The 24,297-nt window shown below is 41.5% G+C and carries 24 protein-coding genes and 1 tRNA gene; 13 read left to right on the top strand and 12 right to left on the bottom strand.

Translation table 11 applies throughout. From position 1 onward, the window contains the following. The first annotated feature begins 16 nt into the window (after positions 1-16). Positions 17-1,570 carry a serine/threonine-protein kinase gene (locus RMZ42_RS04660; RefSeq protein ID WP_322670298.1) on the top strand — a complete coding sequence of 518 codons (1,554 nt, stop codon included), beginning with the start codon at positions 17-19 and terminating at the stop codon, positions 1,568-1,570. A 461-nt stretch (positions 1,571-2,031) separates the two neighbouring features. Here the strand turns inward: RMZ42_RS04660 and RMZ42_RS04665 are convergent, their stop codons facing one another. From RMZ42_RS04665 to abc-f, 5 genes are all read right to left on the bottom strand, one after another. Beyond that, positions 2,032-2,229 carry an NblA/ycf18 family protein gene (locus tag RMZ42_RS04665; RefSeq protein ID WP_041565841.1) on the bottom strand — a complete coding sequence of 66 codons (198 nt, stop codon included), beginning with the start codon at positions 2,227-2,229 and terminating at the stop codon, positions 2,032-2,034. A gap of 681 nt (positions 2,230-2,910) precedes the next feature. Next, positions 2,911-3,648 (bottom strand): Stp1/IreP family PP2C-type Ser/Thr phosphatase, encoded by a 738-nt coding sequence (locus tag RMZ42_RS04670; protein WP_322670299.1) that lies wholly within the window; start codon positions 3,646-3,648, stop codon positions 2,911-2,913. Positions 3,649-3,664: 16 nt separating this feature from the next. Next, positions 3,665-5,350, bottom strand: a complete 1,686-nt coding sequence (locus RMZ42_RS04675; RefSeq protein ID WP_322670300.1) for an AarF/ABC1/UbiB kinase family protein — start codon at positions 5,348-5,350, stop codon at positions 3,665-3,667. Positions 5,351-5,509: 159 nt separating this feature from the next. Beyond that, positions 5,510-5,836, bottom strand: a complete 327-nt coding sequence (locus tag RMZ42_RS04680) for a DUF6825 family protein (RefSeq protein WP_322670301.1) — start codon at positions 5,834-5,836, stop codon at positions 5,510-5,512. Between the two features lie 107 nt (positions 5,837-5,943). After that, complete coding sequence (abc-f, locus tag RMZ42_RS04685; protein WP_322670302.1) at positions 5,944-7,557, bottom strand: ribosomal protection-like ABC-F family protein; 1,614 nt, start codon at positions 7,555-7,557, stop codon at positions 5,944-5,946. A gap of 403 nt (positions 7,558-7,960) precedes the next feature. Here abc-f and RMZ42_RS04690 point away from each other — a divergent pair, with 403 nt between their 5' ends. The 5 genes from RMZ42_RS04690 to RMZ42_RS04710 all read left to right on the top strand — a co-directional run bounded on the left by RMZ42_RS04690 (position 7,961) and on the right by RMZ42_RS04710 (position 10,070). Further along, entirely contained in the window at positions 7,961-8,308 is a 348-nt protein-coding gene (locus RMZ42_RS04690) for a hypothetical protein (RefSeq protein WP_322670303.1), read from the top strand. A 230-nt stretch (positions 8,309-8,538) separates the two neighbouring features. Continuing rightward, on the top strand, positions 8,539-8,877 hold the full coding sequence (locus RMZ42_RS04695; RefSeq protein ID WP_322670304.1) for a DUF433 domain-containing protein: 339 nt from the start codon (positions 8,539-8,541) through the stop codon (positions 8,875-8,877). Beyond that, positions 8,874-9,059 (top strand): DUF5615 family PIN-like protein, encoded by a 186-nt coding sequence (locus RMZ42_RS04700; protein ID WP_322670305.1) that lies wholly within the window; start codon positions 8,874-8,876, stop codon positions 9,057-9,059. The genes RMZ42_RS04695 and RMZ42_RS04700 overlap by 4 nt, the downstream gene beginning before the upstream one ends. A 6-nt stretch (positions 9,060-9,065) precedes the next feature. Beyond that, on the top strand, positions 9,066-9,242 hold the full coding sequence (locus tag RMZ42_RS04705) for a hypothetical protein (protein WP_322670306.1): 177 nt from the start codon (positions 9,066-9,068) through the stop codon (positions 9,240-9,242). Between the two features lie 84 nt (positions 9,243-9,326). Then, on the top strand, positions 9,327-10,070 hold the full coding sequence (locus RMZ42_RS04710; RefSeq protein ID WP_322670307.1) for a Uma2 family endonuclease: 744 nt from the start codon (positions 9,327-9,329) through the stop codon (positions 10,068-10,070). A gap of 12 nt (positions 10,071-10,082) precedes the next feature. On the opposite strand, the gene RMZ42_RS04715 is transcribed toward RMZ42_RS04710, so the two are convergent. Next, positions 10,083-12,821: a CBS domain-containing protein gene (locus RMZ42_RS04715; RefSeq protein WP_322670308.1), complete on the bottom strand. Its 2,739-nt coding sequence runs from the start codon at positions 12,819-12,821 to the stop codon at positions 10,083-10,085. A gap of 157 nt (positions 12,822-12,978) precedes the next feature. Here RMZ42_RS04715 and psbZ point away from each other — a divergent pair, with 157 nt between their 5' ends. The 5 genes from psbZ to RMZ42_RS04740 all read left to right on the top strand — a co-directional run bounded on the left by psbZ (position 12,979) and on the right by RMZ42_RS04740 (position 16,496). Then, positions 12,979-13,167 (top strand): photosystem II reaction center protein PsbZ, encoded by a 189-nt coding sequence (psbZ, locus tag RMZ42_RS04720; RefSeq protein ID WP_322670309.1) that lies wholly within the window; start codon positions 12,979-12,981, stop codon positions 13,165-13,167. A gap of 192 nt (positions 13,168-13,359) precedes the next feature. Beyond that, a complete protein-coding gene (gene ribH / locus RMZ42_RS04725; RefSeq protein WP_322670310.1) occupies positions 13,360-13,938 on the top strand; it encodes a 6,7-dimethyl-8-ribityllumazine synthase in 579 nt (192 codons plus the stop codon). Between the two features lie 162 nt (positions 13,939-14,100). Next, positions 14,101-14,172: transfer RNA gene (locus tag RMZ42_RS04730), tRNA-Gly, on the top strand. A 649-nt stretch (positions 14,173-14,821) separates the two neighbouring features. Next, on the top strand, positions 14,822-15,229 hold the full coding sequence (locus RMZ42_RS04735; RefSeq protein ID WP_094348002.1) for a hypothetical protein: 408 nt from the start codon (positions 14,822-14,824) through the stop codon (positions 15,227-15,229). Positions 15,230-15,233: 4 nt separating this feature from the next. Then, entirely contained in the window at positions 15,234-16,496 is a 1,263-nt protein-coding gene (locus RMZ42_RS04740) for a glutamate-5-semialdehyde dehydrogenase (RefSeq protein WP_322670311.1), read from the top strand. 68 nt (positions 16,497-16,564) lie between these two features. Here RMZ42_RS04740 and RMZ42_RS04745 read toward each other — a convergent pair whose 3' ends face one another. Continuing rightward, a complete protein-coding gene (locus RMZ42_RS04745) occupies positions 16,565-17,578 on the bottom strand; it encodes a hypothetical protein (RefSeq protein WP_322670312.1) in 1,014 nt (337 codons plus the stop codon). Positions 17,579-17,816: 238 nt separating this feature from the next. On the opposite strand from RMZ42_RS04745, the gene RMZ42_RS04750 reads away from it, so the two are divergent. Both RMZ42_RS04750 and RMZ42_RS04755 read left to right on the top strand, forming a co-directional pair. Continuing rightward, positions 17,817-19,388 (top strand): alkaline phosphatase, encoded by a 1,572-nt coding sequence (locus RMZ42_RS04750; RefSeq protein WP_322670313.1) that lies wholly within the window; start codon positions 17,817-17,819, stop codon positions 19,386-19,388. Positions 19,389-20,007: 619 nt separating this feature from the next. After that, positions 20,008-20,862 carry a universal stress protein gene (locus tag RMZ42_RS04755; RefSeq protein WP_322670314.1) on the top strand — a complete coding sequence of 285 codons (855 nt, stop codon included), beginning with the start codon at positions 20,008-20,010 and terminating at the stop codon, positions 20,860-20,862. 176 nt (positions 20,863-21,038) lie between these two features. On the opposite strand, the gene psbM is transcribed toward RMZ42_RS04755, so the two are convergent. The 5 genes from psbM to RMZ42_RS04780 all read right to left on the bottom strand — a co-directional run bounded on the left by psbM (position 21,039) and on the right by RMZ42_RS04780 (position 24,031). After that, positions 21,039-21,155, bottom strand: a complete 117-nt coding sequence (gene psbM, locus RMZ42_RS04760; RefSeq protein WP_084227279.1) for a photosystem II reaction center protein PsbM — start codon at positions 21,153-21,155, stop codon at positions 21,039-21,041. Between the two features lie 201 nt (positions 21,156-21,356). Beyond that, on the bottom strand, positions 21,357-21,653 hold the full coding sequence (locus RMZ42_RS04765; RefSeq protein WP_292779083.1) for a 2Fe-2S iron-sulfur cluster-binding protein: 297 nt from the start codon (positions 21,651-21,653) through the stop codon (positions 21,357-21,359). Positions 21,654-21,838: 185 nt separating this feature from the next. Continuing rightward, positions 21,839-21,976, bottom strand: a complete 138-nt coding sequence (locus RMZ42_RS04770; protein ID WP_006195022.1) for a photosystem II reaction center protein K — start codon at positions 21,974-21,976, stop codon at positions 21,839-21,841. A 125-nt stretch (positions 21,977-22,101) separates the two neighbouring features. Beyond that, on the bottom strand, positions 22,102-23,226 hold the full coding sequence (tgt, locus tag RMZ42_RS04775) for a tRNA guanosine(34) transglycosylase Tgt (RefSeq protein ID WP_322670315.1): 1,125 nt from the start codon (positions 23,224-23,226) through the stop codon (positions 22,102-22,104). Between the two features lie 352 nt (positions 23,227-23,578). After that, positions 23,579-24,031 carry a hypothetical protein gene (locus RMZ42_RS04780; protein WP_322662022.1) on the bottom strand — a complete coding sequence of 151 codons (453 nt, stop codon included), beginning with the start codon at positions 24,029-24,031 and terminating at the stop codon, positions 23,579-23,581. Between the last annotated feature and the right edge of the window lie 266 nt (positions 24,032-24,297).

Here is a 24,297-nt window from a genome sequence, read left to right on the forward strand (position 1 = left end):
TGGAGTCGAATTTTCTATGTCAGACCCCAACATTGGTCGCTTACTCAGCAAACGCTACCAACTCCAAGAGTTAATCGGTACTGGAGCAATGGGTCGGGTTTATCGTGCTAAAGATACATTGTTGGGAGGTGTACCTGTTGCAGTTAAGTTTCTGGCTCTATCAATCCAAAATGAAAAGATGCGATTGCAAGACCGTTTTGAGCGAGAAGCAAAAACCTGTGCTTTACTAGGGCAAAAAAGTATCCATATTGTCCGAGTTATGGACTACGGCGTAGATGACAATAACACCCCGTTCTACGTTATGGAATACTTACAAGGACAAAGCCTGAACAATATTATTCGCAAGCAACGATTACCTTTAGCTAGATTCCTCAGTATGGCGCGTCAACTCAGCTTAGGGTTACAGTGCGCCCATGATGGCATCCCGGTTGATGGCGCTATTTGCCCAATTATCCATCGCGATGTCAAACCAAGCAATATGCTGGTGATTCAAGATCCCAGTTTTGGAGAATTGGTCAAGGTTCTAGATTTTGGTATTGCTAAGTTATTACAGTCAGATGGCGACCATACAAAATTTTATTTGGGGACATTGGCTTATTCTTCTCCCGAACAGATGGAGGGTAAAGAATTAGACAACCGTGCTGATATTTATAGTTTGGGCGTCATGATGTTTGAGATGCTCACAGGCAAAATGCCACTGGTGGCACCAACTCACTCTTTTGGTGCGTGGTATAAAACACATCACTATCAAAAACCACGTTCTTTTTCTGAGGCTGTGCCTGGATTAGAACTACCAAAAGAAATTGAAAATTTGGTGATGAGTTGTCTAGCTAAAGTAGCACGCGATCGCCCCCAAAGTATTACTGAAATCCTCAGAGTTTTAGCATCTTTAGAAAAGCCTGAGCATACACGCAAAATTCAGCAAGCCAGCCATTCCCTCGTTCCTACTACTACAGCTAGCACTGAGCTTGAACAAAAGACCAAAGCCGATTTGCGGGTATCCTGGTCAAACGATGAAATCGCTCGTGCCATTTCCTGGCCCAAAAATAAACCAATTGCCGATATTGTGTTTCCCCAGCCCATTCATACCAATGGGGAGGTTTTACCAGCTTTGTGGGTGATGCTACCGCAAGAAGAAATTCAAAAACGCTTACTCTGTACACGCTATAACCAATTTCTGTTCATCTCTATCCCCCATCCCATGCTCCTATGGATTACTGTCATCTACAATCGCAAGCATGGCGCTAAATGGTTGCCTTATTATCTCGATCTCAAAACCAGCCTTGGTCAAGAAATTGCTCGGTTACTACAGCACACAGGTTACTACCGCCTCTTATTCTTTGCACGAGAAGCACCAAATCCCTGTACCCACATCTTACTTTCCAGCGTCGCTTCTGCCCAGCGGCAACGACTGCAAGAGTGGGTCGCAATCAGCAATACCTTGATGTCCTCTGCCGACCCGCAAATTAGTAAAAGTTTACTCAAAAACGAGTACGAAAAGATTAAGCCTCAGATTATAACAAAACTGGAAAGTATAGATACAGATTCTCCATACGATCTTTCCAGCTAGGCATAATTTCTTAATGTTACGTGTTTCATAGGTGGTCGCTCTCACAATGTAACGTTTTATAAACAAAATATATATAAAGATGTAACTTCTAGTTATATGTATAAAGAGTGAAATCACTAGCTGCTAAAGCAGTAGTATATAAATTATCTCTGAATCTTCCTCTGCAAATATTCCAGTGGATTGTCAATTTGTGCAGGTGTGATTCCCTGATTAGACGAAACAACAAAAAGTTTGGCTAAAGCAAACAAGAGTTTTACCCTGCAATGCTAAAGTTAGTCTAGACTTCATCAGATATGCCGTAGACAATGTTTACTCATTCTTAGTTAATTTCGGGAATTGAACTTTTGCGCCATATTATTGTGGAATTACTTATCGAAGTTGACGCCCCGGCATCCCCAGCTCTTTTCCTCCTTGGAACCAAGCAAGAGAAGGAGGTCGCCCACTGCGACATTAGAACGACTCTATGCCATAGTGGAACCGGAATCTAAGCCCCACTGGTGTTTAAGAAGCTCTTGATAAGTTGCCTCGCGCACGACCATTTGCTCATAGAGCTTGACTAAAAAATCTTTAGCTTGATCGTGGCTCATATTTTGCACCTGAGTAGCAAATGAGCAGATGCTGAATTGCTGTTCCAAGGATAGTTTCATTGGTTGATTCATAATTACTCCGAAAAAACAACGCGTAAAGGTGATATCGCTCACAGAAGTCCAAATGGGATAATATTTGGACTTATATCTGTCCAACATTTGTTCCTCCGTATTACGAAAGATAACAATTGTTTGACAGATTGCCCACATCCAAAGTGTGGACTTTTTTCTGCTTTGATATCTTGCACCTAATCCTACTGATATACCACCCAAGTCAGCTGAACCATATTCCGGAAAATAAGCTCTATTTGGTCTTAGATAGGTATAACTACCTCCCTTATTCCTTCCTGTTTTGCACAAATATCTTTTAAAGAGAATATTTGGTGCTATGTAAAACCTGTCTTAGTCTTTGTGTTTAAAAAGCCTAAGATGCTGTCTCCGCAAGGGTGGAAGAAGCTTCGGAGGAGGGAAATTGTAAGGAGGTTGGGGAATTAATGGTAATAAGCGTGAATTATAGTCGCTTTACCTTATTACGTGCAAGATGTCAATTTACTAATTTATACAAATTTATCCTCTTTGGGTGATTTTAGAGGCTAAAAATATTTGTATCAAATTGTAAAAAGGAAAAATGCTCACGCTGAACAAATTACTGAGTATATTTACCGGATTTGTCATTTATCCTTTGTCAGTTGTCCTTTGTCATTTGTTTAAAGTTACCAAATCGACTAATGACCAATGACTAATGACTAATGACTAATGACTATTTTCTTCAAGCGAGACGATGACAACTGTGATGTTATCGTGCCCTCCATGCTCTTTGGCAGCCTCAACAAGAGAGATGGCGGCTTTATCAAGCCAAGGACTATTTTGGAGGCAGTTAGCAATCTTCTGCTCGACAAGTTCTTCTGTAAGACCATCACTACATAACAGCAAGCGATCGCCAACTTTTACATCTAGTGGTTGTACATCAATTTGATGCAAGTCTTCACGCCCTAAACAACGCGATAATACATGGCGAAAAGGATGTAATCGTGCTTCATTTAAGGTGATGTCACCGATTTTGATTGCTCGTGCTACCCAAGTGTGGTCTTCCGTCACCTGTTCTAAGTGCGACTCGCGGAAGCGATACAGCCGCGAATCGCCAACATGAGCGCACCAAGGCGACTCTGGGGAGCGAAAAATTACTGCTACAACAGTTGTCCCCATATCGGCGCGTTCGGGATGATTTTGCTGATCCTGCAAAATCGCTTCATTGGCACCCCACAAAGCTTGCTCTAGTAATTCTTGAGAAGACTTAGAAGTTTCCCAATTTGCTACCAAATACGCCTGAATTTCTTCAGTAGCAATCCGACTTGCCTCTTCACCTCCGGCATGACCACCCATACCATCGGCAACAACGAAAAATCGTCCTTCTGGGTCTATATAGTAAGCATCCTGATTATTAGAACGAATAAGTCCCGGATCGCTAAAACCCGTGAAATTAAGTTTCATAAATTTTTTGCAACAATTAATACATACGATCGTAACGGTCGAGGCGTAAAAGTAATCGGATCGTGATCGCTGAAAGCGCAGCTGCAATTAAAGCAGGCAGCAGTGCTAACCATACATAATCCTTAACCACTAAAATAGTAGCTGAAAGCGTGAAACCGCTGATTAACAGAGCATAGCTTATTGAGAGCTGAATACTGCTCTGTCGTCGCAGCAGGCGTTCAGTTTCTATAGACCGAACGCGCAAGCGCATATCTCCTTGCTCTAGCTTCTCTAGTGTATCCTCTAATCTACGTGGTAGACCAAAGGCGGTACTACTTACCTGAGCTGCTTGACGACTTAATTCGTTAAGAAAGCTATTCCCCTCAGAACCATTCATATCGGTCATAAGTTGCATTGCATAAGGTTTGGCAACTTCCATAAAGTTAAACTCTGGATCTAAGCCTTTACCTACCCCTTCTAAAGTAGAAAAGGCTCGCATCACGAAAGTGAAAGTTGCTGGAAATCTAAATGGCTGATTATAAGCTATTTCGTAAAGGTCGTCACTGATTGCTGCAACTGATTGGTTCTCAAAGGGCTTATCCATAAAATGATCCAGCATATACTGGACGGAACGCCGTACTGGGCCCATATCATCAGTTGGGGCGATCGCACCTAAATTTATTAAAGATTGCACAACACGATCGCCATCTTTTTGGGCAATACCAAACAGTGTTTGCATCAATCCTTCGCGGATGTTGGACTTAATCCGCCCCATCATGCCGAAATCGTAGAATATCAAAGCACCATTTGCACTAACGGCAATATTGCCTGGATGAGGATCGGCGTGGAAAAAGCCACTATTGAGCAATTGTAGTAAGTAGGCTTGAGCACCTTGACGAGCGATCGCTTTTCGATCTAAACCTGCTGCTTCTAAAGCTTCATATTGGCTAATTTTAATTCCAGGGAGATATTCCAAAGTCAGCACTCTGGAAGTAGCATAACGCCAGTATATTCTGGGGACGCTCACCCAATCGTAGCCGCGAAAGTTCCGGCGAAAAGTATCGGCGTTACGACCTTCGTTAAGATAATCAATTTCTTCCCAAAGAATGCGACAACATTCTTCGTAAATACCCAACCAATCTCGTCCACGTCCCCATTTGGGATGGTTTTGAAAGTAGCGGGTAATTCCTTTGAGAATCTGTAAATCTATTTCAAATAACTTCTTTAGCCCAGGACGTTGCACCTTAACAACAACTGATTCTCCAGTATGTAGTATAGCTTTGTGTACTTGCCCCAAGCTAGCAGCAGCTAAGGGAATAGGTTCAAAATTATGGAAAAGTTCAGGAATTTTCTTGCCTAGTTCTTTCTCAACGATCGCTTCTACTTGCTCATAGCTAAATGCCGGTACTTTGTCTTGTAACTTGGCTAGTTCTTCTACATATTCACCAGGGAATATATCAGCACGGGTAGAAAACAGTTGCCCAACTTTGATGAAGGTTGGCCCTAAATCCAATAGAGTATTGCGAATCCAGACTGCTTGGGTTTTGCGTCTTGCAGCTTGCTTGACATCAGTCACACCTCCCGGATAACTCCAAGATTTGTTGTATAGCCAAAGTTTGAACAGTAAGGTCAAGACAAAAGACCAAATGTCCACAAAACGCCGTTTGCTAGAGTATTTTTCCCGATTCCAACGGTATGCCTTCTCTGAATAACCTTGTTCCATATACTTTGTTTACCGTTGGTTTGCGATCGAATCACTTGGAAGAAAAGACACTCTGATTCCTAAACTATTCTTTCTTAAGTGTCATTTGTCCTTTGTCCTTTGTCATTTGTGCATAATTCTTAGCCTAATGACTAATGACCAATGACCAATGACTAAAATTTATGCAGAAGTTCTACGATAATGTTGCAATTCTGTTCGTAACAGGGCAATTTCAGCTCGTAATTCATCAATCTCTGCTTGCAAGTCACCTGAATCAGAACTGGCTTGCCCAGTACCTGGGGTAGGTTGACTGGCATTAGCTGCTTCTGCTGCCCGATTTGCTCGCTCTAAAACTTCTTCTGTAAATTGGCGCAGTTGCTCTCTAGCTTCTGCATCAAATTTGCCCAGATCGCTCAAAGCATCGGTCAAGGCGACCTCTAAACGCTCATTAACTACTTCTGCTACCGCTCTGCCTACGAAAAAGGCTTGTACAAGGGGGTTACTCATAAATTTTTGTTACGTTGCACCGCAAGAGAATTATAACTTGCCTGTATGCTTTACGGCTTCTGTTGTTGAGGTAGAAATTTACTAGAAATTTACATAAGGCGATCGCTTTATTGATTGTATTCCAGCAACTCTCGATAATATTGCTCTGGTGTACTTGGTAAATAAGTTGTCATTTGCAAAGTTTGTTCCCTCAACTTGAAACCTTGGGTAATGTTAATCTGGCTGAGAAAATCTATATCGTGGGAAATTACCCAAAGCGCTCCTTGGTAATCATTGATACCTATTACTATTTGTTCAACAGTTTCAATATCTAAGTTATTAGTTGGTTCATCGAGAATCAGTAGATCGATTTCTGAGATACTAATCATAGCGATCGCTAATCTTGCTAATTCACCTCCACTCAGTACAGAGGCGCTTTTGTGAACGTCATCATATTTAAAGAGAAAGTGTCCCAGTTGTTGACGTAAATGCTGATAGCTGAGATCGGGATTGGCAGCTTGCATATTTTCTAGAATTGTGTATTGGCGATTTACCAATTCGTAGGTTTGATCGAGATATACAGCTTTCATCGCTGGTGTGAGCAAAACCTCACCTGATTCTAAAACCGCTGTTTGGTTTTCCATTCCCAAAATTGCCTTTACCAGACTCGATTTACCAGAACCGTTTGCACCGATAATGGCTATGCGATCGCCAGATGATATATGCAGTTGAATATTTTGAATCAATAGACGCTCTGATATCCTAAGATTTGCACCCTGGATATTAATTAGATTTCGGCGTTTTTGATTTTTTTCTTCTAGCTGAATACTCGTTACTTTGGTAGTTTTGACCTTCGTCTGTGTAACCTTTTGATTAGCCTTTGCTACTGCTGCTTCATGTTTCTTTTTCGCAGTTCCGGTAGACACCTCAGCTTTGGTTTTAATCAGTCCTGCTGCCATTCTATCAATACTACCATTCAGAAACTTGGCGCGACCGTTGCGACTAGATTGGGCTGCGCGTTGCTGTTCTTGCATCGCTGTGATTTGGGTACGTTTGAGTTCCTTTCTGGCAACTTCGTGCGATCGCAATGCTGCTTCTAACTCTATTTCTTTCTGTTGTCGATAATGAGAAAAATTACCTCCATATACTTTCAAACCAACAGGTGTAAGTTCCCAGGTTACTTCTGTTACTTGGTCTAAGAAAAAAGGCTTGTGAGAGACAATTACATACGCACTTGTGAAATTCAAAAGAAACTGTCTTAAGCTTTCTAATGCTTGCAAATCCATGTGATTAGTTGGTTCATCGAGCAATAACAAGTTTGGCTTTTGAGCTAAACCGATCGCCAAAAACAGTTTAGTAAGTTCTCCACCACTCAAGTTAGCAATTGGTAAAGATAAGTCAACTTTGGTGTGGAATTGTGTTTGCAAAATATCCTCAATCTTCCACCATTCATCAGAGATAGAAATCAAAAAATTAAGTACTGTATCTGCTGTAATTTCTTGTCTGATAGTGCTGATTTGTGGCAAATAATAGACAATACCATTACAGCAAACTGAACCTGTATATCGGTTAATTTGACCTGCAAGTATCTTGAAAAGTGTTGATTTTCCTACCCCGTTGCGACCAACCAAAGCAATGCGATCGCCCGCGTCGATATTCACATGAACTCCTTGAAACAAAGTTCTATCTACGCTGAGGTCATAGGCTAAATTCTCAGCTAACAATATTGATTTTTTCGGCATTATTCTCAAACCTCAATTCGCAAACTTCCACCCGCATATTTCCAAAATTTACGGGTAAATTAGACACAAAAAAAACTCAGCCGCAGACAATCGTCAAACGGTTCTATATAGATAGGAATGATGACAATATTTTTAGTGCATGACTATGTGAAGTAACCCTGTCAAACTAGTTGCGTTTATTCTTCGTTGACATTTGTTGCTTTAGTGCAACAGGTGTTTGGTACTACTTCATTTGTGCTATCTCATTGGAGTTGTGATGAGGTTTGATATTGACTACAGTGTAGCACTAAGGTATTTCGGAAAGTGAGAATGCGATCGCTTTTTCTATTTCCACACTCCCCAGCCCTACTAGAAAGACTTACAGCAGTTTGATTTTGTCTTAAATACTCTTGTGGGTGCGTTTATGGGTAGGGATGTGGGTGTGGTTGTGGTTGGGACTGTGGGTTGGTTTGTGGGTTGGTTTATGGGTTGGGTTGTGGGTTTGGTTGCGGGTTGGGCTGTGGGTGAGGCTGTGGGTTGGGCTAGGGATTGGGTTATAAATTTGGCTGAAGACTCATTTACAACAGTACTAATACTACTAACATTAGGATTTGGAGCTACTGTAGGAACTGGGATAATAGCAAGCTTTCTAAATCAATTTATTTTGTTAGCACTAACAGTAACCAGTTTATCCGCACTTTCCATGCTGCTTTTTTCACCCCTAAAAAGACGTAGATTAATTACTAAATATCGCCAGTATGAAGAACTTTAATTAAACTGTAATCAAACAGATGCCCGACTTGTTTAAGAAGTCGGGGATCTAGTCTTGTTTGTGACAAAGATAAGATCGCACTCTCTTTTTTTGTGTCTAACTTAAGAATGCGAAGCCTTTTTTTCCCAAGCCTTAATGTAGTGCGGTAAGCGATCGCTATGCCGTCAAGCTTATCGCTTGAGCAAAAAGATTACTATATATAATAACTAACTATGAATATAGGTTAATCTATGTCTACCAAGCATATCGCAGAGTATTTCAAATTTCTCTCTTCTGAAGACATTAGACTGAAAGACTCAAGAATCGGTATTGAAACAATTCTTTATGAATACATTCATTGTGGACGTTCTCCAGAAGAAATTGCCCAAATTTATCAAACAATATCTTTAGAACAAGTATATACAACAATTATTTATTATCTGCAAAACAAAGAAACTGTCAGTGCTTACATCAAAAACTGGATAGAACACGGTCATAGAATGCGAGAACAACAGAGGCTTAATCCCCCGCCAGTGTCAGAAAAACTGCGCCAACTCCGAATTAAAAGACAAGCTAAACAGCAAGCATGACACTACAATATCTGATTGATGAAAATGTCAATCCTATATATCCAAATCAAATTAGACTACGAGAACCTGATATTGCGATCGAAGTGGTAGGAGAATCAAGAACTCCACCAAAAAGTACACTCGATCCAGAAATCCTGTGTTGGTGTGAGAATAATAATTTTATATTAGTGACAAACAACTGAACTTCTATGCCAGTACATTTAGCTGAACATATTGCTGTTAATCGTCACGTACCAGGAATTTTTATCCTCAATCAAAATTTAAGTATTGGTGAAAATATAGAAGAACTCATAATAGTTGCTTTGGCATCAGAAGACGATGAATATCAAGACAGAATAGTTTATTTACCCTTACCCTACAAATAGGCGATTACCTACGGTACGCTAGGCGATCGCTAACTACAAAACTGCTAAAGTAAATTTATAACTACTTGATGCCATATCCATTCTATGACCATTGCTCAAGAATTAGATTCTCAAGAAGGCATCTGCCAAGATATTATATTTCCCCCTGGTGATTTATATAGTGACGAACCTCCCTTGGAAAGCGAACTGCATTTACGGCAAATAATTTTACTTTTAACCTGTCTGGAATGGTTGTGGCGAGAGAGAAATGATTTCTATGCGGCGGGAAATCTGACTATCTACTACAGTCCGCGCCAACGCAAATCAGAATACTTCCGGGGGCCAGACTTTTTTGTTGTGCTGGGAACTGAACGTAAAACCCGCAAAAGTTGGGTAGTCTGGGAAGAAGATGGTAAATATCCGAATGTAATTCTAGAAATTTTATCTAACTCAACAGCTAATACTGACAAAGGTTTAAAGAAAACAATTTATCAAGACACTTTCCGCACACCCGACTATTTTTGGTTCGACCCTTACACACAAGAATTTGCGGGATTTCATTTAATAGATGGAGAATATCAACCTCTACAAGCAAGTGAAGAAGGGTATTTGTGGAGTCATCAGCTAGGGTTATACTTAGGAGTTTATGAAGGTTTATTGCGGTTTTTTACACGAGATGGACAACTAGTACCAACGCCAGAAGAAACGGCAGAACAGGTACAGCAAAAAGCTGAACAAGCCGAACAAAAGGCTGAACAAGCTGAACAAAAAGCTGAACAAGCCGAACAAAAAGCTGAACGTTTAGCAGCAAAACTGCGGGAGTTAAATATCAATCCAGATACAATTTAGACCAGAGCTATTTCATTTAGGATAGTGTTGTGCTAAAAACTCCTTAGCTTCAGTCTTATCTTTAATTACTCCATCCAAGGTAGCTGCAAGCATATCATCTAATATTTGTCGATATTGAGGCCCTGGTTTGTAACCCAGTTTCTTTAAATCATTGCCATTCAGTAGTGGCTGCACATTAGCCCAAACAGTTAAATATTCCCAAATCTGATGTCTAAGCGATCGCAAACTTTGCACAGCAATTAAAATCAGCATTGGTAAATCATACTGTCGCAATAACTGTACTACTTGACTAGGACTTTGGCACTTAGGCAAAGATTCCATTACTTCAGTTTGAGCACAAACCAAGTTTTGCAAGCGTTTAATCCCATCTTCTTGCAATTGCAGATTTTTTGCCACTTTTGCCCGATATTCTGGTGTTAGATGGGCGATTAACGTTTCTAAACGCATTTCCCAATGAATGAGGGTTGGTTGCGGGTCAAATCGCCGCAAACAGCGTTCTAGCAAACGTAATTGTCGTAGGACTTCCACATCTAGCTTCAGGCTAGGATGGATGCATTGCAATGCCTCTAAGTTATCTAGCAACTGCAAAGCCGATTTCCAGTAGGGGGCTTCTAGGATGTGTTTTAGTTCTGTTTTCAGTCGAGTTTGCAGGGCTGGAGTTCTGCTATTCTCTTGAGCAGTGCGATCGTAAACACCACTGTTGATGGCATAGCGGATAAACTCTTCAGTTTGCGATTCTATCTGAAATCCGAAGCGCACGGCAAAGCGCACGCCACGAAAAATGCGGGTGGGGTCTTCGATAAAGCTATTGGCGTGTAAAACCCGAATTTGTTTAGCTTGTAAATCTAGTAATCCACCAAAAAAATCGAGTAATTCACCAGTCCGAGGAGAAGTCAGGCGCAAGGCGAGGGCGTTGATGGTAAAATCTCGGCGATACAAATCTTGACGAATAGAACTCGCCTCAACTTCTGGATTTGCGGCTGGATAAGGATAGAATTCTGTTCTAGCGGTGGCAATATCTACCCATAAAGAATCTAATTCTGGGTCTTTGTGCCACAGCAAAGCCGCAGTTTGAAAAGCCCCGTGGATTTCTAAGCGAGCCATAGGGTAAAGTTGTTGGAGTGCTTTGGCTAATTCCACACCAGCACCGACATCTGCTGATTTATGAAAGCCATCAACCACAAGATCGATATCTTTAATCATCAAAGTGCCCGCTACTGCTTCTGTTAATAGCAAATCCCGCACCGCACCGCCCACTAGATAAAGATGCCAACCCTGTTTTTCTGCCTCTTGCGATGCTGTAGTGAGTAATTGCCACAGTTGGGGAGCAAGGCGATTTTGCAATTCAGTGCTGAGAGGAATTTTAGATTTTGTTAGCGCAGCGTTAGCGAGTCCGTGAGCGTCATTTTGAATTTTGAATTTTTGTCCTTCTTGGTCTTCATCCCTTTCTTGATGTAATTCTCGCAAGACATCAGTACGGGTGACAATGCCCATTAACTGCCCATTTTCCAATACTGGTAAGCGTCCGATATCATAAGTCACCATCAGTGACTCAATTTGTGGCAGTGTCGTATCTGGTGTAATCGTTTTGAGATTCTTGGTCATGTAGCCCTTGACTGGTGCATGACTAAATCCGTGGTGTAAGGCAATATCAATATCCCGCCGTGAAATAATACCTACTAGTTGCCCTTGAGTATCGACTACGAATAAACCAGAGTGTCCGTAGCGTAATAAAATGCGCTGGGCTTCGGCAATTGTGGTTTCAGGCAGAATCGTGCGGACAGGAGAAGACATCAAATCCCTAGCAGTGAGGGGATGGGGAATTTGTGCTTTTATCCCGTCAAGGAGTTGTTTTAATATTGCCTGCGAATCAACTCCCCTGAGATTTAGCGATGCGGCTTGCGAATGACCGCCGCCACCCAAGAGTTGAAATAATAGGTTAAGATTCGTTTTGGGAATTTGCGATCGCCCAATTACCGTTAACCGTGAATCCTCTTCACCTAAAGGATACTCATTAGCCAGCAGTAGGGCATCAATTTCGGTTAATTCCACAAGTTCCGAAGCTAGACTCGATAGCCCCGGCACAAAAACCTCAGTTTTCAAAGTTACCCAAGCAACCGTATATCCATGTAGACAGAGATATTCTAAACTTTCCAGAGATTCAGTTAATAGCTGCTGCAATTGCGGAGATAATCCAGGGTCACGGTAGGTGGAAATTACTGATAAACTAGCCCCTTGTTGCATCAACCAAGCCAAAGCTAAAGCATCCCGTGCTGTGGACTGGTCATATGTTAAAGAGCCAGTGTCAACGTGGATACCCAAAGCCATCACAGTTGCTTCGGCAGCAGTCAAGGAAATTTCCTGTTGTTGCAATTGCTCGACGATTAAAGTTGTGGTGGCTCCTACTGAGTCAATATGCGATCGCGTGGCGGGAATATCTGATTCTTGTCCTAAGTGATGGTCATAAACTATAATCTCTCTTACAGTAGGTAAATCAAACCACTGGGCAGCTTTACCCAAGCGATCGCGTTGCTGTGTATCCACCACGGTCAGAGAGCGAATTTTTTCTGGATTCACCGAACGGCGTTCAATCAGTGGATATTCATCCCGATGTAATGCTAAAAAATCCCGTACAGTAGGATGAGAGCCGCCAGGTAGCACAATCTTGCTTCCCGATAGTAGGCGCGTCAACCCTACTGCTGCTCCTAATGCGTCAAAATCTGCTGTTGTGTGGCAAAGAATTAAATCCATAGTTAAGAGTCATTAGTCATTAGTCATTGGTGTTTAGACAAAGGACAAATGACAAAAATGTTGCAATTTCTGCTAGCTTAAAAATAATAAGAAAGTGTCAGTGTCGCCCTTTAGGATATTCTATCCTTAGTATTTCGCTGTATTGGGAGAAGCAAAAATGACCATAATATTCCAATTTGCCTTGATCGGTCTAGTAGTGTTGTCTTTTGTCCTCGTTGTAGGCGTTCCGGTTGCTTATGCCACTCCCCAAAACTGGAATGAATCTAAAAAACTGCTCTGGCTTGGTTCTGGGGTCTGGATTGGTTTGGTGTTTTTAGTTGGTTTGTTAAACTTTTTTGTCGTGTAGGCGACGGCTTCGCTCTGGCGCAGGCACATAATATAAGAAATAGAGGGGCAGAAAAGCCTAGGTCAAAGGTTAAGGGAAACAAGGGATTTTTTCTTTTTCCTACTAACTTAATTTTGACCGCGCTTTCCTGCTCCTCTACATTTAAATAAGAAATGTATATTGGCCAGAAGTATAGTTGATAAAGAGGCAGTCATGGCAGTTTTCGAGGGAACTTTTACCCAAACGGAGCCTTTGCGGTTTGCAGTGGTGATTGGTCGATTCAATGACCTCGTTACCGGAAAGCTGCTAGAGGGATGTCAAGATTGTTTAAAACGCCACGGTGTAGACCCTAATCCCCAAGGTAATCAGGTGGACTATGTTTGGGTTCCGGGAAGTTTTGAGGTACCTTTAGTAGCTCGCCAATTAGCACTTTCCCATCGTTATGATGCTGTAATTTGTCTTGGCGCAGTGATTCGAGGACAAACACCCCATTTTGATTACGTATCCTCAGAGGTTTCTAAAGGCATTGCCGCCGCTAGCTTTCAAACTGGAGTGCCAGTAATTTTTGGCATTTTGACAGTAGATACTATGCAGCAAGCCCTAGAACGGGCAGGCATAAAAGGTAATCATGGCTGGGATTACGCCCTGAATGCTTTAGAAATGGCTAGCCTGATGCGACAACTGCGTTCTAACCTAGCAGAGCCATATTCTCGTAGTAGCCAGTCTCTGCCACCTTCTTTTCCAAGTGCCAGCGTTAGCAATTTAACTGTCGAGTCAGAAGAACTCAGCTAGTCCGTCATTAGTCATTTGTCCTTTGTTATTCATTAATGACGAATGACCAATGACTAATGACCAATGACCAATGACCAATGACCAATGACCAATGACCAATGACTAAATTAAGGGGTTGACAATTACAGATAAATCTGAGATATTGGTATTTGGGTGATGATCGCGGGTATAGCTCAGTGGTAGAGCGTCACCTTGCCAAGGTGAATGTCGCGCGTTCGAATCGCGTTACCCGCTTCCAACTAAAACCTCTTGAATTTAACAATTCCAAGAGGTTTAGTGTTTTTAGGGTGCGTTGAAGTGTTCGTAGATTACCTCTGCACTCTTGTAAACTGCTCCAAATGTGGACAGATCGGTTAAAATTAGCCACAATCTATATATTTGGACAAAGAGTTAGACACTAAATATGTTTTAGCAGTTTCTGCTCTGGAAACGCCTGTGAACTCCAAGGCATAGAGATTGGAGACAATCCCGATCTAACCTTGATAACTGATTGTAATATATAGTGACCCAAAGGGAAATTAGCGGGTTTGTTAATGCGTGTTGTTTACGAGCCTAGCCTTCCCAAAGGATTGGCTTTAGGAGTGGTCGCCACTTATGCGCATAATAAATCCCCAAAAACGCAACCACATTACCTTGAAAGCGACAGATGAAGAGAAGGAAATTTTTAAACAAGATCGCCAACTACGGGGAAAGATTAAAAATAGATAACTCCGTACTGTGGCAATTAGTAGGATACTTAAAGTTAGCTGCATCTACTGTTGGTAATCAGGGCAATGTTTGCATCACCTTTTTATGTATATAAAGACAGAAGCCTTTAAGGTGTTTACCAAGGCATTATATTCTCGTAGTTCGTGTAAAACACGCTCAAGTTATTAGAACGCTTGTGCAATCTCAAAAACCCGAAAAAATCGATTTCAATACCGAATACCCCTGTCCCTGTCGTCGCCGGGGTCAGTTAATTCCGATTACGCTGACAGAAGCATTTGGTTGCGATCGCTGTCAGCAAATCTTTGTTGTAGAAGATAATGGTCATGTCCTAGAACAGCTTTCCACCACCTATCCCTACAAACGGGCTTGGCGTTGGATGGGAAATAGTTGGCATGTTGTCCATCCCCGCTTGGGAGAAAGCTATTTGCCTATAGCGCTGGGGATTATTTTCGTGCTAGTGATTATATGGCTGCCATTAGCACTGCGATTGGCAAATGGTTCCAGCATTATTGCTTGGGCAATGGTGGCGGTGCTATTGGCTATCTTACCAGCACTAATGGTTTGGCTTACCTACAGACGTTAACTCAATGACTGTTGAATTGTATGACCACCCCGAACCGATTACTAGTGCCCAACGAGCCTATCAAGCTTCCCTAAAGTTGGCGCTCACAAAGGGAGCAGACCGAAGTCGTGCAGTATTGGCAATGGCAAAGGCGATTGAGCGCTCATTTGACGACATTCTAGAAGCCAATACCTTGGATTTAGAGGCTAGTCGGGAAATGGCAGTGCCTGAATTGATATTGGACTGGCTGAAGCTGACTCCCACAAGGCTAGAGATGACAGTGGACATTTTACAACGGTTGGGGGAATTATCAGATCCGCTGCGACGCGTCAGAACTGCTGATTATCAACTGGAAGATTCCCAGAGTTATACCCAATTAATGCCCTTGGGAGTGATTGGATTTATTTATGAGGCGTTTCCCGATTTAGGGGCGATCGCAGCGGGTTTTTGTATCAAAACTGGTAATTGTATAATTCTCAAAGGCAGTACCGAAGCTAGCCATTCCAACGCGGTCATCGCTGAGGTACTGCAAAATGCGATCGCAGAAGTTGGCCTAGCTCCTGGCTGTCTAGAACTGATCACAGCAGAACATGGGGCTTCTGTTCGGGATCTAGTCACCCAAGACCAGTACGTGAATTTAGTTATTCCCTACGGACGTACTAGCTTAGTGCAGCAGGTAGTCCGACAGGCAACTTGCCCAGTTTTAAAGTCGGCGATGGGTAACTGTTACCTCTACTGGTCGCTCAATAGTAGCTTAGAAATGGTGCGCTGGATGATTCTTAATAGTCATCAAAGTGAACCCGATCAAGTCAACGCCATTGAAAAAGTACTAATTCATCGTCAAGCCTTGCCATCATCTTTAGCAGTCTTGTGGAACAGCTTGATGGAAAAAGGCTTTGAAATTAAAGGAGATGCAGAACTAGTCCAATCCTTTCCTCAGTTGCAGCTGGTAAAAGAAGGCGAATGGGGAAACCCTTATTTAACGAGGACAGTAGCTTTTAAACTGGTGGATAGCTTAGAGGGTGCGATCGCTTGGATTAATGAATACAGCAGTGGTCATGCTGACTCCATCGTGACTGAATCCTACCAGGAAAGTCGGCAGTTTGCCTTGGGAGTTAACAGTGCCTCTACCTACATCAACACTTCTCCGCGTTTTTCCCGTAACCCCTCGCGGGGAGATTCAGTATTTCTCGGCATGTCTAATCAAAAAGGTCATCGCCGGGGATTTATCAGTCTGGAAACTTTGACCACTGTTAAGCACATTGTTCAGGGAAATGGCAGGTTTTAAATAATTCGTAATTTATACAGTGTAATTCGGAATTTTGAAGTAAAACTATCTGAAATCACCGTGAAAAATTAAATTTCCCACACCTCAACGGTGTTGTCTCCACTCCAAACAAATAGTTTCTGTCCATCTGAGCTAATTGCAAGACCAGTAATTGACGATAAATGACTTGTGAGACTACAAAGTTCATGTCCTGTCCGAATATTCCACACTTTAATGGTTCCATTTTCACGACTACCACTAAGTAAAAAGCGTCGATCGCGGCTGACAGTAATTACAGGCATATATCCTGAAAGGCTTAAAGTGCAAATTACTTGTTGTGTTTGCCAATCCCATATTTTATACTTTTGGTCAAAGCTTTGTTCTTGAGTCACTAAAACTTGCGAATTTGAATAGATAAAATTCTGACCCAGATTAAACATAGAAATATAGAAAATTATTTCTCCTATTTGTATATCCCACAATTCAAAAATTTCTCCGTCAACAGCATTTAAAAATGATTGACCATCTGGGCTAAAGGCAATATACCAAAACCAATCTGAGCGCCGATGTGTAGTGAAGATTTTTTGTTTTGTTTTTAGATCCCACACTTCAGCATAATCATTACAATTCCAAAGTCCTAAAACGCGATTGTTGGGTGCGATCGCGATTTGATCGAATTCCTTCGTTGCTTCTGACTGGAATGTGCATATTACTTGTTGTGTTTGCATATTCCACACTTGAATTATGTTTTTATAATTACAAGTAACTAAGGTTTGCAACTCTTGGCTTATATCTACACAAGCTATCCTGCGAACTTTATCGGTATACCTTTCAATAGTAAAAAGATACTCAAAAAATAAATAGGGGTTGTATGCCTGTAATGCCAGTTTAGCTCTTGGCTCTGCACTTTCAAGAAGTAGCCAATAAGCTGCTTCTTGAACATCAACTTCTGAGTTCTCTAAAGCTTGAATAATCAAGTCTAAGCCAGCTTCCCCATACTCAAAAGCATCTAGAAGGGCATCAATTTTTTGTTCAAATTTTCCATAAGCTAGCAATTGCTTAACTCTTTCAATCGCTCCCAAAATTGTATTGTTAACTGTCATAAATTATTTACTATTTAGGTGGTGGGTTTAAATTCCCCACAAAATTCTCCCAGTGCCAATTCCCTAATTCAAATTTAAACTTAACAAAATCTTAATTTCTGCTTGATCCTGGTTTGCTAAGTTCCTTGTGTTTGGTTGAGCAGCAATTAGGAAACAAGTCAAATCAAGCCATTATTTGTGCTTTTCACAACTGACCTTCCTAAATGCCAACTGTATTTACATCTGAATAGGGGTGAATATGGAACTTATTGATAGCACACGCCTCCTAGCAAATCGGTGCAGAAGGCGGAATTTTTTGTTGGGTGCAGGATTTTTAACGGGGTTAACAATCGCTAGCCAATGGCATCCGGTATTGGCTAACTCAAGGTTTTCTAGCTATCCGTTCAGTCTTGGTGTTGCATCTGGCGATCCTTTGCCGGATGGTGTTGTTATCTGGACACGACTGGCTCCAAATCCACTCTCTGGAGGCGGAATGCCACTGGTAAATGTTCCAGTGCGGTGGCAAGTTGCCCTTGATGAAAACATGAAACAGGTTGTGCGGCGAGGAACAGTACTAGCAACACCAGAGTTAGCGCACTCAGTCCACGTTGATGTCCGTGGGCTAAACCCTGACCATTGGTATTGGTATCAATTTCAAGCAGGTAGGGAAGTTAGCCCCATTGGACGGACTCGTACAGCACCAGCATTTTATAGCTATACCCAACAACTGAACTTTGCTTTTGTCTCCTGTCAAGATTGGCAAAATGGCTACTATACAGCTTATCGGCATTTAGCTGAGGAAAATCTCGACCTTGTGGTTCATCTGGGTGACTACATCTACGAATACGGGCCACAATCTGGTGGGCCGCGCCAGCATAATAGTCCAGAAATTATCACTCTTAAAGACTATCGCGATCGCCACGCTTTGTACAAAACTGACCCGAATCTGCAAGCTGCTCATGCGGCTTTTCCCTGGATTGTGACTTGGGACGATCATGAAGTTGACAACAACTACGCCAACTTAACCCCTGAAGACAACCAAACCCAAGAGGCTTTTAGAAAACGGCGAGCTAATGCTTACCAGGCTTACTACGAACACATGCCCTTACGTCAGTCTTCATTGCCCAAGGGCCCAGACGCGCTGCTTTATCGGCGGTTGACTTTCGGTAATTTAGCTGAGTTCAATGTGCTAGACACGAGGCAGTATCGCACTAACCAACCTTGTGATGATGGACTTAAGCCTCGCTGTTCCCAAGCTTTTGATACAAATGCTACCATGGCCGGCTCAAAGCAAGAACAGTGGCTACGAAAAGGGTTAGACCAATCGCGATCGCGCTGGAATGTGATTGCTCAACAGACCATGCTAGCCGAGTACAATTTCAATAGTAATCCAGGTGTTGGTGTCTTCAATGTGGATCAGTGGGACGGTTACGTGGCTGCGCGTAATCGGCTTTTGAGTTTTCTCAACCAGCGCCAACCCTCTAATCCAGTGGTAATTACTGGAGATATTCATTCTAGTTGGGTACACGACCTAAAGCTTGACTTTAATAACCCAAACTCGCCGACTGTAGGCACTGAGTTTGTAGGAACTTCAATCACCTCTGACTTTCCCACCTCATTCATCGCTCCATCTCAAGCTGCCCTAACTAATAATCCCCATACTAAGTTCTTTGATGGTGCTTACCGAGGATACGTCCGCTGCAACCTGACTCCAAAACGCTGGCAAAGCGACTATCGTGTTGTATCAAGCATCGTTGACTTGAATGCTTCAGTCAAAACCTTAGCTTCGTTTATAGTCCAAAACGGACAACCAGGGGCGCATCCAAGTTAAGCAAATCTCACAAGTAATCAAACAAACCCTCCAAATAGAATCTGGGGGGTTTCAATATAGTATTAAATATAATTTCGACTATTAGAATATCTGAATTCGGAGCTTGTTATCCCACATTTTGCGGGTGTTCCGATATAGCAATCTTATCTGAGTTACTAAAACTGCTAAAGGTTTAAAAAGCTAGAGAATATGGGAAACTCAAAAGGAGCGTAGACTATATTAAGTGGGAAGCGATCGCCTGTTAAAGGTTATACTAAATCAATTTTCCTATAGAGTTATTTTGGCATTTATTTGCAATACTTAACTTATCTATAATTAACAAAAGTAAACATAGATTAAAAATAATAACTAACATCATAATTTATTAAGTTCATTAGACTAAATTAAGAGTATGCTGAATAGTTGAAGCCTAGTTTAGAGTTGAAGTACTAAGTGCAAATAAAGTTAAATATTTGTTTAGTTTTTTCTCCTTTGTCATTTATTTGAGTGTTAAATACTAAAAAACAAAGTTTATTTGTGCCAACTTCCTAACTAGGTTGTCAAGCAAAGTGGTGAAAATCCGACCAGAGCCAAGTACCAACAGCGAAAACAAAAGTAAACTTCACAAAAATTACGTAAAATGATCAGAAGAATTTTGCTGGCTGTATCGGGATTGGGACACGCAGAAGAAATGCTCAAAACCCTGAAAGAAATCCCTTCAATTCAATCTGCAAAAGTTACAATTTTGCATGTTGTTCAAGCACAAAATGCTGCTGCTACCATGACAACTAAATGGGAAAATGGGGGTAAAATTCTGGCGAATGCCATTCAAACCTTGAACTTAGATCCTAGCCAAGTTTCTTCAATTTTACGTGAAGGCGATCCCAAAGATGTGGTTTGCCAGGTCGCTGATGAAATCGATGCTGACTTGATTATTATGGGTTCGCGTGGACTGAAGCGGCTGCAATCGATTTTATCAAACTCAGTCAGTCAGTATGTTTTCCAGTTATCTTCTCGCCCCATGCTGCTGGTAAAAGATGACATTTATGTTAAAAGAATTAAGCGAATTATGGTGGCAATAGATAACTCTGATTCAGCAAAAAATTGCTTGAAATTGGCATTGTTTTTACTGCGAGATATTCCAGGTGGCGAATTAATTTTGGCAAATATTAGTACAGATTTCGGCGGTAAAAAATCGGAAATAACCAAGGTTAACCCAGCTCAAAATCCAGTTTTAGCAGCCGCTGTTGCAGAAGCTGAAAAACAAGGCATCCAATCTCGTTCTTATATCAGCAGTGGCAAACCTGGTGAAGAAATTTGTCGATTGGCAGAAGAGTTGAATATAGACTTATTATTGCTCGGTTCTCCAGATCGTCGGCCATCGATCGCTAAGAGTTTTGTTGATATCGATCGACTTATCGGATCTTCCTTGTCTGACTATGTTCGAGTCAATGCCACTTGTCCGGTATTGTTGGCGCGGACAATCGCTTCTTAAAGTAAACAGTGCTGAGTATAATAATTGTTGTAATAAAATAGTAAAGAAGTAAGATTTTTCTTGTCTTTACTATTGGGCACTCAGCATAGGCTACGCTAACAGCACTAAATGGATAGTTGATAAATAAAAACCCCTACACTATTGGCGCAGGGGTTATTTATTTTATACACAAACTCTTAACTATCTTTTCCACCTTCGCGGCTAGCAGTTTGGATGTAAAGAATTAGTAAAAACACGGCGGGGACTAGTACGAACAAAATGCTCGCTATGAACCCCAGGTCATTAACTTGCATGGCAAGAAAGCCTCTCTTAAATTTCCAGTCAACAACATTAGGATAGCATTATCGATGACAGAGTTATACCAATTCAAAATTCAAAACTTGTACTGAGCTTGTTGAAGTATTCAAAATGTCCGCGTAGCGTCTCGTAGAGAGAAAACTCAATTTTGGTAAGTATTTTGACTACTGACTGGATATAATGACAGATTTGAGAACTTAAGGCTTCGTGACTACGCTGACTGAGCCATTCACTAAAGTTTGACAGGCAAGGCGGTAATTTTCTGGCTTTTTCTTGAATTTCCGGTTTTCTACGTCTGTGCGCGGGGAAAGATTTTCTAGTCCTTCGACTATTTCAACAACACAAGTACCACACTGACCATTACCACCGCAATTGGTCATCTTGCCAATCAATGTATATATGTCAATACCATTTTGTATCGCCTTGAGCCGGAGATTAGCACCATCTGCTGCCACTACTTCTTTATTTTCTTTAACGAATTTGATATTACCCATAACTGATTCCTCCTTGACTGTAAGCTTGGCTTTCAAGGCTTCATATTGACATAGCTTGATTAACATCTTATTTATTATCATAATTCATTGCAAAATATTAATAAATATTAATTTTTTCAAACATGACACTGCAAAAAAATAGGACAGGTAGTCTACCTGTCCTATAAATTGAACAATAGATTAACTTATCTAAATCCCACAGCTGCTTGCCAAACGAAAGCAAGCAACAAGAAGAATACCGGGATAACTGGGAGAACGTCTACCAAAGGATCGAAGATTTGGTAAGCTTCTGGCAGTTTTGCTAATAAAAGTGCTGCTTCCATGTTTGTTTAAATCCACCTATCCAACACAGCTTTCATAATTGAGAAGTATCTTAACATGGTTTGGTCATTGGTCATTGGTCATTTGTCATTTGTCATTTGTCATTAATCCTCTGCTCTTTGACTCTCTATTTCTCATCTTTGCTTTCTTCGGTGAGCCAATGACCAAATTCTGCGACAAAGCGATCGCTCAATATTGCTTCTCGAATTTTTTGCGTAAAGCGAATTAGTTCGGTAATGTTGTGAATGCTCAACAAGGTATAAGCCAAAATTTCCTGCGATCGCACTAAATGAGATATGTAAGCACGGCTAAAATTTTGACAACTGTAGCAAGGACAAGTTTCATCTAATGGCGTAAAATCTTCACGAAACTTAGCATTTTTTAAATTCCAGCGTCCGCCTTGGACTATCGCTGTACCATGTCTTGCCCAACGGGTGGGAATGACGCAATCAAATAAATCTATACCAGATGCGATCGCGATCGCCATTTCCCGATAAGTTCCCACACCCATCAAGTAACGCGGCTTTTCGGGGGGTAAAAGTGGTGCTGTTACTTTGACAATCTCAGCCATCAATTCTGGCGGTTCTCCCACACTCACGCCACCAATGGCATATCCCGGCAAATCCAACTTAGCCAAAGCTTCCGCCGCACGGCAACGCAAATCCAAATACACGCCCCCTTGCACAATCCCAAACAAAGCCTGATCGCTGCGTTGATGAGCCGTTATGCAGCGTTCTAACCAGCGGTAAGTGCGCTCAGTTGCAGTTTCTACTTCTTGGCGAGTCGCTGGGTAAGGCGGACACTCATCAAAGGCCATAATCACATCTGCCCCCAAAGTATTTTGAATCTCAATGGAGCGCTCTGGTGTTAAATTAATAATTTGTCCATCATGGGGCGAGCGAAAAGTTACGCCTTCTTCAGTAATTTTTCGCATCTCGCTTAAGCTAAAGACCTGAAACCCACCTGAATCTGTGAGCATTGGCCCGTTCCACCCCATAAATTTATGCAACCCACCACCTCCAGCCACGATCGCTTCTCCTGGTTGTAGGTGAAGATGATAAGTATTGGATAAGATCATTTGCGCCCCAGTCTCTCGGAGTTGAGATGGAGTAATAGTTTTGACATTAGCCAGCGTTCCTACTGGCATAAATCTGGGGGTTTCTACAAGACCGTGAGGGGTGAAAAACACTCCTGCTCTAGCTTTTGTCTGACTACAGCAAGCAAGACATTGAAAAGAAAAATTCGCACTCATGCCATTTGGAATTTTAGATTTTAGACTTCGGCTGCGCTCAGTCGAACGATTTTGGATTGTGAAACACTAATCGGTAAAGAGTTTCAAAAATCCATAACTAGTACAACGGAGCAGAACTAAACCTACCATTTCATTACAGCCAGAAAATCCAAAATGAAAGCTTTTTGACTTTTGGCTTTTGCCTTGCGATACTAGCAGCCATAAAACCAAATGGTATTAGGGCAAAATTCATATTATTTGGCTAAATTATGGACAAACATCAAGATTGGTAGTTGAGTTTTAGCGAACACTTAAGCATTCATTATTAACCTAGTTACCAACTTTACAAGTATATACTCTAAATAATTGTTATTTAGAAAGAATCAGAACAGTCATCGTCAATTTCTGCATCCCACTTGGCTGAGAGTACTTGTTCCATCATCGCTTCTATAGCGCTGACATTGAAGCTTCGCTCTCGTCGCTCTTGTAAAGGTGTCGAGCGGGGAATTAACCGCAGACACAATCCTTCTTGCATCAAATCGAAGTAGGTTTCTTGTTGCGACGACTGTTTTAGTTCTAAATAATCAAAACTACAAACATTCAGATATAGCGCGCGGTTAGCCACTAAGGTAGACCTTTGCGGATTGGCAAAAACTTCCATCACATCCCCTTCACCCTCGCTCAGTACCTTATCTTCTTGGGTGTAGATGTAGTGGACTCGACCTAAATCTGCCAGCAATCGCCGGATGTCGAGCTTATTCACAATGATGCCCGTGTTAATAATGCACGGAGCTGGTATCCTGGTGTCGGGTAGATGATGACTCATAGGAAAATTGCGATTGAGCTAAGGAGAGCAACAACATAGCTAAACTGTCATAATTGAATAGCTTGTTTACTCCCTACATTTAAAAAAATATCAATTTTATGGGGCAATCGTCTAATAATTTGGAGTAAGTTTTTAGTTAACGAATACAAAACAGAAATTTTGCTCCTTGATGGAATTTTAACTTCCTAAGTTAGTCGTTTTTGTATAAAAAAATACTCAAAAATATTTGTTTACCACTTAGACCAGCATAACAAAATTTTCAACGA

It is taken from the genome of Nostoc sp. DedQUE05 (assembly GCF_034530955.1).
Lineage (GTDB): Bacteria > Cyanobacteriota > Cyanobacteriia > Cyanobacteriales > Nostocaceae > Nostoc.